General features: G+C 69.2%; 7 protein-coding genes and 1 pseudogene. 5 read left to right on the forward strand and 3 right to left on the reverse strand.

What is annotated here, in order from left to right; genetic code table 11:
• Positions 1 to 36: 36 nt before the first annotated feature.
• Positions 37 to 1,422, reverse strand: coding sequence for an alkaline phosphatase family protein (locus FMQ63_RS11665; protein ID WP_011554306.1), 1,386 nt, complete (start codon positions 1,420 to 1,422; stop codon positions 37 to 39).
• Positions 1,423 to 2,021: 599 nt separating this feature from the next.
• Between FMQ63_RS11665 and FMQ63_RS11670 the strand changes: the two genes are divergently transcribed.
• The 5 genes from FMQ63_RS11670 to FMQ63_RS11690 all read left to right on the forward strand — a co-directional run bounded on the left by FMQ63_RS11670 (position 2,022) and on the right by FMQ63_RS11690 (position 12,481).
• Positions 2,022 to 3,161 (forward strand): acyl-CoA dehydrogenase family protein, encoded by a 1,140-nt coding sequence (locus tag FMQ63_RS11670; protein WP_011554307.1) that lies wholly within the window; start codon positions 2,022 to 2,024, stop codon positions 3,159 to 3,161.
• Complete coding sequence (locus tag FMQ63_RS11675) at positions 3,158 to 4,672, forward strand: amino acid adenylation domain-containing protein (RefSeq protein ID WP_011554308.1); 1,515 nt, start codon at positions 3,158 to 3,160, stop codon at positions 4,670 to 4,672. Before FMQ63_RS11670 ends, FMQ63_RS11675 begins: the two co-directional genes overlap by 4 nt.
• A 143-nt stretch (positions 4,673 to 4,815) precedes the next feature.
• A complete protein-coding gene (locus tag FMQ63_RS11680; RefSeq protein ID WP_011554309.1) occupies positions 4,816 to 8,505 on the forward strand; it encodes an AsmA family protein in 3,690 nt (1,229 codons plus the stop codon).
• Positions 8,502 to 9,041, forward strand: a complete 540-nt coding sequence (locus FMQ63_RS11685) for a DUF1318 domain-containing protein (protein WP_011554310.1) — start codon at positions 8,502 to 8,504, stop codon at positions 9,039 to 9,041. Before FMQ63_RS11680 ends, FMQ63_RS11685 begins: the two co-directional genes overlap by 4 nt.
• Complete coding sequence (locus FMQ63_RS11690; RefSeq protein ID WP_043611997.1) at positions 9,035 to 12,481, forward strand: PD40 domain-containing protein; 3,447 nt, start codon at positions 9,035 to 9,037, stop codon at positions 12,479 to 12,481. The genes FMQ63_RS11685 and FMQ63_RS11690 overlap by 7 nt, the downstream gene beginning before the upstream one ends.
• A gap of 40 nt (positions 12,482 to 12,521) precedes the next feature.
• On the opposite strand, the gene FMQ63_RS11695 is transcribed toward FMQ63_RS11690, so the two are convergent.
• The gene (locus FMQ63_RS11695) at positions 12,522 to 13,331 is read right to left on the reverse strand and encodes a sigma-70 family RNA polymerase sigma factor (protein ID WP_011554312.1); all 810 of its coding nucleotides are present in this window, start codon (positions 13,329 to 13,331) and stop codon (positions 12,522 to 12,524) included.
• Between the two features lie 84 nt (positions 13,332 to 13,415).
• Positions 13,416 to 13,985 (reverse strand): annotated as a pseudogene (locus tag FMQ63_RS11700) (hypothetical protein); the annotation flags it as partial.

Genomic DNA, 13,985 nt, shown 5'->3' on the forward strand with positions numbered 1-13,985 from the left:
TGCAGCGTCAACGCTCGGGTTGCTCGCGGAAGCCGTTCAGGCCGCCGCCTGCTGTCCGGTCAGGTGCGCCAGGATGAGGTCGTGGACTTGCGTAGCGTGGAGTGTCTCTGCCTCGATCAGCTCGCCATGTCGTGTCATCAGCACCGGCCCATCCTCCGGGCCGGTGGGCAGGCCATGCGCCCCTTTGAGGAGGGAGCCGTCCATCGAGACGACCTCCAGTCGCGAGCGTACGCCCAGCTTCTCCTTCACGACACTGCCCCCCAGTTCCAGCATGCGCAGACCCAGCTTCGGGTCCACGAACATCTCCAGCGGGTCGTAGCCCGGCTTGCGGTAGATATCGACGGTGCGCGCGTAGTCCGGCGCACGCGCGTCATCGAGCCAGTAGAAGTACGTGAACCAGGCATCCGGTTCCGCCAGGGCCACCAGCTCGCCCGAGCGTGGGTGGTCCAGATGGTGGGCGCGCTTGCCCTCGGCATCGAGCACCTGGGCCACCCCGGGCTCCGCCTCGACCAGCGCCTTGACCTCGTCCAGGAGCGCCGGGTTCCGGACATAGATGTGCGCGATTTGCATGTCCGCGACGGCGAACGCCTCACTGCCGCTGGGATAGACGACGTCACGGCCGCCCTCTTCCCGGATCGCCAGCCACCCTCGGCGGCGGAAGAGGCGGTTCAGGTGGACGGCCCGGGACACGGGGACCGCGCCGAACTCCGAGAGGATGATGACGCGCACGCCGCGCGACTCGTAGAAGCCAATCAGCTTCCCGACGACGTCGTCGATCTCCCGGAGGCTCTTGTGGATCTCCTTCGCGTTCGGTCCAAACGTGTGCGGCGTGTAGTCCAGGTGCGGAAGGAAGACGAGTGAGAGCGTGGGGCTGTGCCGCTGCTCCAGCCACATGGCGACGTCGGCGATCCACTCCGAGGAGCGGATGCTGTAGCGGGGTCCCCAGTAGTCATACGCGGGGAAGTTCCCCAGCGCCTCGACGAGCGGCTTGCGCAGGTGGAGCGGCTCCGTGAACACGTCAGGCACCACCCGCCCGTCCGCGGTGAAGGACGGCTGCGGCGTGATGGCGTAGTCCGCCTTCGAATACATGTTCATGAACCAGCACACGCGGGCGCAGGTGAAGCTGGGGTCGAGCTTGCGGGCGGCGTCCCAGAGCTGCGGCGTCTGCACGAGCCCATCGGATTGGGGCCAGAAGCGGACCTCTCCCAACTCCCGGTTGAGCCATCCATCTCCGACGATTCCGTGCTCGCTGGGATATCTTCCGGTCAGGAACGTCGCCTGCATGGTGCAGTTCAGCGCCGGCAGGACGGGCTGGAGCGGCACCATGCGCCCCCGCTCCACGAATGCCTGCATGTTTGGCGCCGAGGGGCCGACATACCTCGCGCTCAATCCAGGCAAATCCAAAACGACGCAACGTTCCATGCCCGAAGCAAACTGCTCACGAGCAAACCAGTCAATCACCGACCAGGTTGGCCCATACCCTGGTCTGAGATGAGTGCTCAGCCAGTTCGACCAGGTCAGCCGCGTGTAGAATTTTACCGCGGCCATAGGCTGGAAAGCACTGGCGCGAGCGCTCGCGCCGGGAATGAGTGACACCGTACCCAGTGCAATGGGTAGTGAAACGAAACGGAATACATGGTCTGGAGGGGCGGGTCATGGGCCTCATTTCAGCCCGTTTCCCCGCCGATCGCGGATGCGCGGCCGGCCTTCGCGACCACGTGGTCCGCGGCAGCGGAAAATCGCGTCCCGGCCCATTTGTAACTCATTGAGTCCACCTCGGGCCAGACCCAGCAGATAGGAATTACCGAGCCCCGCACTTCAATCCCATCCAGCGCCACCTCAAAAGACACACTTCCCGACCACCATCCCCGAGGTTCTTGACGACTCGTTCCCGCGCACGCGAGACTTCGCCTGACTCCTCTCACGTCTCACCATCCATCTCCGAGGGCCATGCAGCGCGAGCGCAATGCGTTCGAAGCGCGCCCCCTCGTTGCTGTCACCCGTTGGAACGCCAGGAAAACATGGACTTCAGTTGGACTCACGAGCAGGTGGAGCTCTATGACCGTGCCCTCGCCTTCGCGCGAGCGCAGTTGCCCGAGGCCGCAAAGCCCAGCAAGGAAGCCCTGCCACGCGATTTGTGGCAACGCTGTGGTGAGTTCGGCTTCTTGGGGCTGCCCGTGCCCGCGGCGCATGGCGGACTGGGGCTGGACACACTGACCACTGCACGGGTGATGGAGGCGCTGGGGCGTGGCTGCGTGGACACCGGACTGGTGTTCTCCGTGGGAGCTCACCTCTTCGCCTGCGTGATGCCCATCCTGGAGAGCGGGGATGACGCGCAGAAGTCCCGGTACCTGCCCCGCCTGTGCTCGGGGGAATGGGTGGGCGCCAACGCCATCTCCGAACCCGAAGCGGGCTCGGATGTGTTTGCCCTGAAGACGCGCGCGGTGCGGGACGGCGACAGCTACGTGCTCGATGGTGGCAAGAGCTACGTCACCAATGGCCCCTCCGCGGACGTCTTCCTCGTCTACGCCGCCACGCAGCCGGCCCATGGGTACATGGGCCTGAGCGCCTTCCTCGTCGAGAAGGACACGCCGGGACTGTCCGTCGGGCGCGCCTTCGAGAAGATGGGGCTGTCCACGTCGCCCATCGCCCCCATCTACCTGGAGGGGTGCCGTGTCCCGGAGTCCGCGCGGCTGGGTGCGGAGGGCCAGGGCGCGGCGATGTTCAAGCGCTCCATGCAGTGGGAGCGCGCGTGCCTCTTCGCCGCCTACGTGGGCGTGATGGAGCGGGTGCTCGAACAGACGGCGGACTTCGCCCGGACCCGCAAGCAGTTCAAGAAGGCCCTGGGGAAGAACCAGGCCATCTCCCACAAGCTGGCGGACATGAAGCAGCGGCTGGAGGCATCCCGGCTGCTGCTGTACCAGGCCTGCTGGAAGATGGACCGAGGCCAGGACGCCGTCATGGAAGTGTCCCTGGCCAAGCTGGCCATCAGCGAGGCCGCCATCCAGAGCGGCCTGGACGCCATCCAGATTCACGGCGGCATGGGCTACGTGGCCGAAACGGGCATCGAGCGCGTGCTGCGTGACGCCATTCCCAGCGCCATCTTCTCCGGCACCTCCGAAATCCAACGCGACATCATCGCCAACCAGCTCGGCCTATGACACTCGACCAAATCGTCATCCGTGCAGCGGCGAAGGCTCCCGAGTCCATCGCCATCAAGGGTCCCGACGGGACCCTCACCTACGGCCAGTTGGACGCGCTCGCCAACCGCATCGCCCGCGCGCTCCAGGAGCTGGGCGTGAAGCAGGGAGACCGCGTGGGGCTGTGGACGGAAAAGTCCGTGCGCGCCGTCGCCGCGATGCAGGGCATTGCCCGGCTGGGCGCCGCCTACGTCCCCTTGGACCCGCTGAACCCCGCGACGCGAACGCGGCTCATCCTCGACGACTGCGGCATTGACGTGATGGTGACCACCACCACGCGCGCGTCCGAGCTCCACAACGCCGGCGTGAGCCGGCTGCGCTACCTGCTGGTGGACGACAAGGGGCCCGAGATCTGCTGGAACCGGCTGTCCGGTTTTTCATCTGAGCCGCTGCCGCCGCACGGCGCGGGCGACCACGACCTGGCGTACATCCTCTACACGTCAGGCTCCACGGGAACGCCCAAGGGCGTGTGCATCAGCCAGCGGAACGCGATGGCCTTCATCGAGTGGTGCCATGCGCTCCTGGGCACCACACCGGAGGACCGCTTCAGCAACCACGCGCCGTTCTTCTTCGACCTCTCGGTGCTGGACCTGTATGCGGCCTTCATGGGCGGCGCGTCCGTCACGCTCATCCCGGAGGCGCTGGCCTTCGCGCCGGAGAAGCTGGTGGAGCTGGTCCTCCGCGAGCGGTTCACCTGTTGGTACTCGGTGCCGTCGGCGCTGATGCTGATGATGCAGGAAGGCGGCCTGCTGAAGCATGGGGCGCTGCCCTTCCGCGCCGTGCTCTTCGCCGGCGAGCCGTTCCCCATCCGGCACCTGCGCCCGCTTCGTGAGCACCTGCCACAGGCGCGGTTCTTCAACCTCTATGGACCCACGGAGACCAACGTCTGCACCTTCCATGAGGTGACGGACATTTCGCCCCACCGCACCGAGCCGGTGCCCATTGGCCGAGCGAGCTGTGGCAACCGCGTGTGGTTGGCCCGGCCGCCGCCGGGCTCAGAGGAAGCGCGGGAGGAAGGCGACGGCGTGGGCGAGCTGATGGTGGAAGGCCCCACGGTGATGCTGGGCTACTGGGGCCAGCCCCGCCATGGGAGCGGGCCGTATGCCACGGGGGACCGCTGCCGCGAGGTGCCGGACGGCACGTTCGAATACCTGGGCCGCCGCGACAACATGCTGAAGGTGCGCGGGCGCCGCATCGAAGCGGGCGAAATCGAAGCGGCGCTGCTCACGCACCCGGACATCCGCGAGGCAGGCGTGATTGCCACCGGCTCCGGCCTGGAAGCGCGGCTGGTGGCCTTCGTGGTCAGCGGCGCCAGCAAGCCCCCTTCCCTGCTCAAGGTGAAGAAGCACTGCGCGGAGCGGTTGCCTCGCTACATGATTGTCGACGAGGTCCGCGTGCTGCCCGAGCTGCCCCGGACTCCCAACGGCAAGCTCAACCGGCGCGCGCTCAGGGAACTGACGCAGGCGCCTTGAGCCGGTGACGGGCCGCCAGGGAGCCTGGCGGCCCTCCCCACACCGTCCGTGCAACCGCCCCATGCCTGCCCGCCTGCCCACAACGTCTCCTCGACTTCGTACAGGCCCCCGACCATGATGGCCGCGCGCGTCAACCGGGCCACATGGATTCCACCACAGCTGAACGTCCTCGCCGGCGGTGGGCTCGAATCATCGCGGGCGTGGTTTTTACAATCCTAGTCGTGCTCCCCGCGCTGGCACTGGTCGCTGCCGTGGTGGTGTTGCGCAACCTGGACAGTCCCTGGCTGAAGCAGCCCATTGTCTCCGAGGTGAAGGCGGCCACCGGGCTCCAGGTGGACTACCAGGTCGCCCAGGTCGAGCTCCTCTCGGGGTTGAAGTTGGGTGGGCTGGTGGTGCTGACACCCGCTCCGTTCCATACCGCCGCGCCCGAGTTGCTGCGCGTCGGCACGTTGGAGGCGCACTGGTCGCCCCGTGCGCTGGTGACCGGTCCCATCCGGATTGAGCGGGTGGTGGTGCGGGACGTGGCGCTCGCCCTGGTCGCTGACGATTCAGGCGCCACCTCCCTCACGGGACTGACGGGACCTGAAGCCCCAGAGCCGCCGCCCGTTGAAGCGCCGGTGAGTGCCTCCCAGCAGGTCGCCAACCTCCTGGGAGCGCCGCTTCCTGTCGGGCACGTCGATGTGACGGGCGTGTCGCTGAGCTACGTCCGCGTCCAGCGTGGCGAAGTCGCCGAGCGCTGGTCCCTGGGCGGGCTCGCGGCGCGGGTCGAAGCGAAGCAACACGACGGGGAATGGAAGGTCTTCGCGAACCTGGGCCAGGCGGGCGCCCCGCTGCCGCTGGAACTGCGCCACGAAGGCGCCGCCACGCCCCCGGCCCTCGCGGAGTTGGCGTTCGCCCTTTCGCTGGAGGCTGGTGCTTCGGCCGCTCGCGCGCAGGTGGACCTCGATGTCACCCAGCAGACCTTCGACCCACGCTTCTCGGTCCGGTCGCTGCTTCACGGCGCGGTGGCCGCGCGGTTCGATGTCGAGAAGCGCCACATCGCCGTGGAGCTGGAGCGCACCCAGTTGACGGACAGCGCGGAGCTCGAGGCCCAGGCCGTGCTCCCGGATGCCGCGGACGCGCCCCCGGTCGTGACACGCGCCCTGGCGGACATCGAGCTTGGAAGGCTGCTGGCGGCAATCCCTCCCGAATGGCGTCCGTTCACGCTCGAGCGCGGCAAGGTCAAGCTGGACGCACAAGACGTCACCCTGAGCGCGATGCCTCAACTGGGGCCTCGCGGCAGACTGGGCCTGGACGTGGACGTCGCGTCGCTCCGGGTGACGGGTGAGCCAGTCCGGCTGGCGCTCGGCGGAGGACGCGTCACCCTGGTGGCGACACCTGATCCGCGGCAAGGGCTCTCCGCGCAGCTGACGTTCGGAATCGATGGCCTCGACGTGGGAGGCCCCACGGCCCTGCGGATTCCAAAGGCCCACGGTGAAGTGAAGGGACATCAGCTCCGCCCAGAGCCCTCATCCCCGCTCCAGGTCGCCGGGAACGCGAGCCTGTCGGGCATGGTGGAGTCCCTGGACCTCCGGACTCCCGACCTCCGAGCGCAGGCCGAACGGATGGGCTTCCAGCTCAGCGCGCCGCTGGCGGCAGCACCTCCCCTCGCACTGAGCGCGAACGTGCCCGTCGGGGCGCTCCATGTGTCGTCGCCGGATGGGCGCACGCTGCTGAAAGGCCCCGTGCGCGTGAAGCTCGATGCGTCGAACGCGTTCCCACAGCTCGACGAGCCCCAGCTCAGCCGAGGCCGCGCGCAGCTCGTGCTCGACATCGGCGACATTCAGGCGTCCCTGGATGCCACCAAGGACACCGACGCGGTGTCTTACACCCTGGCCGCTCGGACCCCGGACCTCGCCGCCGCCCGCCCCTTCATTCCCGACTCGGTCGCGGCGCGCATTCCGTGGCGGCACCTGGGCGTGAGCCTGGACTCCAAGGGCAGCGTGAAGGCGCTCTTCTCATCCGCGCCCCGGCTGGAGCACCGCACGGAGCTGAAGCTGCAACGGCCCGCGTGGGACAACGTGACGGCCAGCGACGTCGCCGTCGTGATGCGCTCGCGGGGTGACGCCTGGCGCCACCAGGGCGATGTGGACCTGCGAATCGAAGGGCTCCGGACTGGTGAGAAGGACATGGGGCTCCAGCATCAGACGCTGACCCTGGACCTCAACCGCCGGAAGCCCGCGTTCCGGTTGGGCCTCACCAGTCATGAAGGGCCGAAGGTCATGCTGGACGCCGCGGCGGCGTTCGACCGGAAGGCCCGCGCCCTTCGCATCGACGTGAAGGGCGACATTCCCCCACTGGGCCCCCTGGCGCCCTTGCTGGCCATGGCGCAGGTGCCCCCGGAGCTGGATGCCGGGCGGCTCGCGGTGGGCATCGAGCTGCACGGCACGCTTCGCGGCGTGCTCACGGGTGTCACAGCCGATGGCACCCCGCGACTCGCCCCGGACCCGGCGCGTACCGCCAGCTTCGATGGAACAGCGGTGGTGAGCGCGCGGGGCCTGCGCTGGAGGCAGGACGCCCTTTCGCTCAACGTTCCCGCGCTGCATTGGCAGCTGGCGTCTCGCGTCGAAGGTCCCAAGCGAACCGTTCACAGTGACCTGCGCGTGGAGAAGCTCACGGTCGGATTGAGCGATCGGCGGCTGTCCTTCTCGGAGCTGACCAGCGACACCACCGCCAGCTTCGCCGAGGCGCTGGAAGCGGATGACATCGAGCTGAAGCAGCACTTGAAGCTTCGCGCGCTCGAACAGAACCCGGCGCTGCCCTATCCGGTCCAGGACGTGGAAGCGACGTTCTCCGCGCGGCGCAAGCCCACGGGCGTCATCCATGTTCCCCAGCTCCAACTGACCAACGCGGGGACCAGCACCCATTTAAAGGTCCGGGGGCGGCTCGACCTCAGCGAGGACCGGCGCCGCCTGGGGCTCCGGGGCGAGCTGTCGCAGGACATGGCCAGGCTCGCGCGCCCCGGGATGCTGGAGGGAAGCGGCAAGGTCACCGTCGACTTCCGCGTGGGCTCACCCGACCTCGTCGTCTTCCGGACCGTCTCCAACCTGCTCCTCCAGGACTTGAACCTGCGCCTGCCCGAGCAGGGGTTCGAGATTGAAGGGATGGACGGCAACGTCCCGCTCACCGAGAACCTCGAGTTCAGCGAGGGACAACTGCGGCTGCTGAGCGACATCGACGTGAACCCGTACCCGATGCTTCGTTTCGCCGACCAGCATCCCCTGCTCTCCCGCAGCGGGTATGTGTCCGCCAAACGCATCAGCACGCCGCTCGTCGCCGTCGCGCCCCTGGCGGGGAACCTGTCCATCGACCAGCACGTCGTCTCCATGACGCAGTTGGAGATGGGGGTTCGCGGTGGGCGCATCACCGGACAGTGGCTCCTGGACTGGCAAGGCAAGCACTCCACCCTGGAGGCCCGCGTGCGAGCCACCGGGGTCCAGTCCTCCCGAGGCGAGCCCTTCGACGGCAATGCCGCCGTGGTCATCTCCGCGAAGGACCGCAGCATCAATGGCCGCGCGGAGATTCTGCGCATTGGCAACCGCCACCTGCTGGACCTGCTCGACATCGAAGACCCCCGCCATGTCAACCCCGCCACCAACCGGGTCCGCTATGCCTTGCGGCTGGGCTACCCGGAGCACGTGCGGGTGAGCTTCAACCACGGCTTCGGCAGCCTGCGCATCACCATGGGCGGCCTGGCGAAGCTGCTCAGCATCGACGAAATCCGAGGCATCCCCATGGGCCCCATCGTCGACCAGCTCATCAAATCCATGACTCCTCCGGAGACCACGCCATGAAACACCGTGGGTTGCTGCTGTGGGCCGCCCTCGCCACGTCCGGGTGCATCAGCGCACCGGAGATTGTCATGGTGGACCGCGCGACGGCGCTCGAGGAACAGGCCTCGGGCTCGTTCAAGGACGTGGAGCAGCGGCTGGCTCGCGCGGGCATGAATCCCACGCCGGTGCCATTCACACCCAATCAACTGGAAGAGCTGGGCATCCAGCCCACGCCGCTGGTGGAGAACATCGGCAGGACGCCCGCGGACCGCGTTGACGACCTGCTCCGTCGCCACTGCGTGGGCGAAGGGCGGGACGGGCTGCTGGTGAATACCCGGCGCCGCTGCCAGGCCGGGCGAATGACAGCCGACGACGTGGCCCTGGTCGAGCGGGTGAATCGCTCCCGTCAGTTGCTCTGGAAGTGGATGCGGTCGGCCCGCCCCGACGTCCCGGAAGAGACGCTGCGCCGGAACTGGCACAAGGTGCACGCGGAGGGTGTCGTCTGCGGCGGTTGGGTCGAGGCCGAGGATGGGACCTGGGGAGAGAAGCAGTGCTGACGCGGCGGAGACGGGGCGTCGTGGCCCTGGTGACGCTGATCGCGGGGAGCGTCTGGGCGCAGGACGATGAGAACGATGGAGGACTGCGCACGCCCACCCGGCTCACCGTGGGCGTGGGCGACCAGTTCCTGGGGCAGTTGGCGCCTGATGGGAACACGTTGATCTTCGCGTCCAACCGCAGCATCGCGACCGAAATCTTCACGCAGGACCTGGAGCGCGGACGCGAGCGCCGGCTGTTCGACGAAGGCGCGGATGTCACCTGGCCGCGCATCAGTCCCGACGGCAAGCACCTGCTCTACATCTCGTTCCGCAACCAGGCCGGTGGCCAGCTTTGCGTGCGCGAGTTGCCCACCGCGAAAGAGCGCAGGTGTCTCGAAGGAGACGCCAACGCCCTCCAGGCGGAGTGGATGGACGCGTCGCACATCGCGCTGGTGAGCCGGACCACCATCCAGGGCGACCTCCACCTGTCGCGCGTCGAGCTGGGCGGCGAGTGGCGCGTGACGCCCCTGCTCGAGCGGAACCTGACCAGCCCGACCCTCTCCCCCGATGGGCGCTGGCTGGTGTACGTCCCCATCGAGCGCTCCGTGCGGCAGGTGGGCCCCGGCTTCGCCGCGCGCGCCGCGCCCCATCTGGAGGCGCTGCGCCTGGATGCCCCCGGCGCGAAGCCCGTCCCGCTGTCGCTCGACATCCCGGGGCAGACGGGACAGCCGACGTTCTCCCGGGATGGGCGCTACCTGTACGTGGTGCAGTTCTTCACGGACTCGAATGCGGATGGCGTCATCGATGCCAGCGACAGCGGCGTGCTGTTCCGGGTGCCATTCGCGACGGAGCGTGACGACGCCGCCGAGCAAGCCGCCGCCGCCAATCCGGACCAGCTCACCAGTGCCTCCTGGAACTGCCAGTACCCGGCGCCCGCGGCCACGGCTCTGGCGGCGACCTGTTCACGCGCGCAGTCCCTGGACGTGTACCAGATGCCGCTGGATGGCCAGGTCCCCAGTGCCTGGGATGCACGCCGGCTCAGCGAAGAGCTGAGGATGGTGGGCCGCCGCGCCGATGAGCTGCTGCTCTATCGCCACCGGCTGCTGCTCGAGACGCGGCCCAGACTTCGCCGCCTGCTGATGATGCGCATGAGCATGCTGCACCTGGCCTACGAGGACTTCAGCGCGGCGGAGTTCTACGCCCGCCACCTGGGCTCGGTGAGCGACCCCGCCACCGCGGGCCTGGAGGAACCGCTCCGCGTCCTCATCGAACACCGGCGAGCCATGAAGGAGCGCGAGCGGGGCCGCATGGTGGAGGAGCTGAGTGTCGCGGAGCAGAAGCGCATGGCCGCGCTGGATCCCGCGAACGCGCCCAGCCCCGCGGCCGCTGTCTTCCAGCGCGTGGTGCGCAGTGAGCTGGCGGATGACGCGGGTGACTTCACGCGGGCCCGGAAGGAGCTGGAGGCGGCCGAAATCGCCGACACCACGCCGCGCGCGGTGCTGGAGGCGTACCACGCGCGAGCAGACGCGCTGTACCGGAAGCTCCATGAGCGCGAGCCCTTGATTGAAGCGGGCCGGCGGCTCTCCGAGCACCGCATCTTCCCGGCCGACGACCAGCTCGACTTCGCTCGCGCCGCGGTCCGCGCCCTGTACCGGGGACGCCCCTACGACGAGGCGGACGCGGCGATGGCGCAGGCACTCACGACAGCGCCCGTTGGTTCGGCCTACGCGTACGCGCTGGAGCTGGGCCGCCACATCAATGCGCTCCGAAGCGAGCGGCCTCCTCGTGCCGTGCGGGAGGCGCTGCTCGGATTCTACCGGCAGCAGAAGGACCCGCTGCGCAGACGGGTCCTGGTTCAGGACGCCGTGGAGCGGGCGGCGGGGCTCGGCGCCGATGGCATCATGGAATCGCTGGCGATGGTCTACGTCGACGACACGCCACCGGGGAGCGAGGAGCGACGCCGCGCCGAGCGGCTCTTTCGCCGCGCAATAATGGGCCGCGCCTACCGGCGGCTGGCGCGGCAACGCCAGGACATGGCGCGTGCGGACTTCGACCTGGTGACGCAGCGGACGGGCTCGCTGGAGAGCGCCGTCGAAGCCATGAACCTGCGCTTGCGAGCCGGCGTCAGTCCGGATGTGGTGGAGAAGGAAGTCACCACCACCGCTCCGAACATGGCGAAGCCGCTCGCGCACTTCGTGAAGGCCTACGTCACCGCGCGCCAGCTCTCCAAGTTGGAGGGGGATGCCCATGCGCAGGCCGTGACCTCGGCGGTGAGGGAGCTGCGTGCCGCGTGGCCGGAGCTGAAGAACCAGCGCGTGGTGCAGGCGCTCCTGGGCGCCATCCATCACGAGGACTTCCTGCGCAACCGCAACCCCGCCGCCGCCGAGCGCGCCAACCGCTACTACATGGTGGCCCTGGACCTGATGCGGAACAACGTCCGCTACCGGGCCATGATTCTCGGCGCGCTGGGGCTGCTGCACACGCAGGTGGGCAACTTCCACATCGCCCTGGGCTACCTCGAACAGCGGGACAAGCTGCCGTACGCGGACAATTGGGCGGGGCTCGCGGTGTCCATGGCGCGGGCCCACGCGCTGCTCCACGTCGACCGTGAAGCCGACGCGGCCCAGGCGGCGGACAAGGCCCTGGCCATGGTGGAGACCACGCAGCGGCTGTCCAGGTTCCTCCCGCTGGCCCTGGACCGCGCCGCGCTCTACAACCTCGCCGCGGGCCGCTTCGAACGGGCGCTGACGCTCTATGACCGGGAGCTGCCGCTCGTGGAAGCGAGCCCCCAGGACGAAGAGGGCCTGCGCAACCGGATGGTGGTGCGGCTGGCGCGCGGCGCAGCGGCGCTGGGTGCTGGTCAGCCGCAGCGGACCTTGGAGGACCTGGAGCAGGTCGAGCGAGACCTGGCGACGCCCGGTGTCCGGAGCGCGTTGAAGTGGGCCCACTCCACGCCGGAGCATGTCCTGCGCTCCTACCGCCTCATCGCCTCGGGCCTGCGCGCGAACGCGGAGACCCGGCTGGGACGCCTGGACGCCGCGGCGCGGGCGCTCGAAACGCGGCGCAAGCTGTACCTTGCGCAGTTCGACCAGTTGGACCGCGATGAGGACATCCGCGCCGTGACGCTGGCGGAGCTGCGGCTGGCGGAGAACGCGGTGGACCAGCAGGACCCGGCACAGGCGGCGCGCTGGCTGGGCGAGGCGTTGAAGCACTCCGACTCGCTGGTCGCGCGGACGCACGCGAACGTCGATCCGGGGCAACTGGACGTGCTCTGGTTCGCGGCACAGTTGAATGTGAAGGGCGACGGAGGCTTGCCCTTCGACGTGCCTCAGCGACTGGGCAAGGCGCGCCGCACCCTGGTCGAGCTGCGTGACCCGGCCTGGCGTTCGTACCTGGCGTGGTTCGAAATCTACGCTGCGCTCGCGGCGCCCGCCGCCGAGGAGGCCCGTTCGGCCCCGTAGGCCGCGCCCCAGGGCTCCCGGTGCTCCAAGGCGAGCGGGCTCAGGCGGGCAGCGCGCGTGACAGCGCCTGCCGTACCGCCGCGCGCACGGGCGCGGGGACCTCATCCCCGGGGATGCGCCGGCACAGGGACACCGTGCGCTTGAGCGCGTCACACGCGTCGCTGCAGCGGGGGCAGCGGGACAGATGGTCCTCCAGGCGCACACAGGCGGCCTGGTCCACCTCCTCCGCGGCGAACTCCGACAGCTCCTGCGCCAGCTCCGGACACCCCGCGCCCTGTCCGTGGGCGCCCTCCCCCAGGAGGGTGGCGAGGTGCTCGCGCATCTGGAGCCGCGCGCGGTGCAACCGGCTCTTGAGCGCACGCACCTCGATGCCCACCACGCTGGCCGCGTCCTCGGCCGTGAGCCCCTCCACGTCCCGGAGGATGAGCACCTCTCGATGCGCCTCCGGCAGCGCGAGGATGGCCGCCTGCAACACCTCGCCCATCTGCCGCGCGTGGGAGACCATGTCCGGCGTCGCCTCCTCCGCCGCGACGTTCGTGGCCGCGGGCGAGTCGAGCGGCTGGAAGTCCTCCGGCGCGCCGACGCGACGGCGGCGCAGGCGGAAGCAGTGCGTGCGGGCCACCTGGTACAACCAGGTGGACAGCGCCGCGTCCCCCCGAAACGCGTGGATGCCCCGGAAGGCGGAGAACAGCGTCTCCTGGAGGACCTCCATGGCGTCCTCCTCGGAGCCGCACATGCGCAGGCCAAATCGGTACACCTGCTTCTCATGGCGGGCGAGGACCTCGTCCAGGGCCTTGTCGTCGCCAGCGCGCGCGGCCTCCATCAACTGCTCATCGGTTCGCGTCGACATCCGCCCTTCGCCTCCTCATCGGAAGAACGCCCAGTCACCAGGATGCCTTCCTGGATGGCGCCAGGAGGTTACATCGCGCAAGACCTAGCGCCGGTGCTGAAGCGACAGGCCGAGATGCCCCCCGGACGCGGCGTGCCCGGGAGGCCGCCAGCTCCCGCCCAGCGTGGCTCGAAGCGCCTGCCGACGGAGATACCAACTGAGCCCGGCATCCAGCCGCGCCCCGCCCGGGGCGTCCGCCAGGGCGCCGCCCGTGACTCGCGCCACCAGCGCCCACGGCTCGAGCACCGTGGCCCCCGGCCCCGGCAGGTTGAGGCCCGCGCGGACGTGAGCGAGCAGCGCGTGTCCCTGGGGGGATGCTACCTGGTGGAGCTCGGCCGAGAGCACCAGCGGGCGCAGGCGCAGGAGCGCGTCCACGCCCCAGGAGCGTGCGTCGCCCCCGGGCTCCGTGCTCCCTTGCAGGGCCAGGGTGAGGCCCGGCCGAAGGCCGAAGTCATTCATGGGCAGGCTGAGGGAATACACATCCGCCTCGGGTGCGCCCAGGGTGAGCGCGGCGCGGGCCACGAGCAGCGGCGGTCGCCATGCCCCCTCCGGCCCGGGGCGGTACACCACCACGCCCGAATCATAGCGCACGCTCCAGCCCTCCCCCCGGAGCAG

It is taken from the genome of Myxococcus sp. CA005, assembly GCF_006518205.1.
GTDB classification, from domain to species: Bacteria; Myxococcota; Myxococcia; order Myxococcales; family Myxococcaceae; genus Myxococcus; species Myxococcus xanthus.

What these genes read in the sequence shown, in the direction of transcription:
- FMQ63_RS11665 (WP_011554306.1), bottom strand. Translation starts at nt 1,422, where the DNA reads ATGGAACGTTGCGTCGTTTTGGATTTGCCTGGATTGAGCGCGAGGTAT.
- FMQ63_RS11670 (WP_011554307.1), top strand. Translation starts at nt 2,022, where the DNA reads ATGGACTTCAGTTGGACTCACGAGCAGGTGGAGCTCTATGACCGTGCC.
- FMQ63_RS11675 (WP_011554308.1), top strand. Translation starts at nt 3,158, where the DNA reads ATGACACTCGACCAAATCGTCATCCGTGCAGCGGCGAAGGCTCCCGAG.
- FMQ63_RS11680 (WP_011554309.1), top strand. Translation starts at nt 4,816, where the DNA reads ATGGATTCCACCACAGCTGAACGTCCTCGCCGGCGGTGGGCTCGAATC.
- FMQ63_RS11685 (WP_011554310.1), top strand. Translation starts at nt 8,502, where the DNA reads ATGAAACACCGTGGGTTGCTGCTGTGGGCCGCCCTCGCCACGTCCGGG.
- FMQ63_RS11695 (WP_011554312.1), bottom strand. Translation starts at nt 13,331, where the DNA reads ATGTCGACGCGAACCGATGAGCAGTTGATGGAGGCCGCGCGCGCTGGC.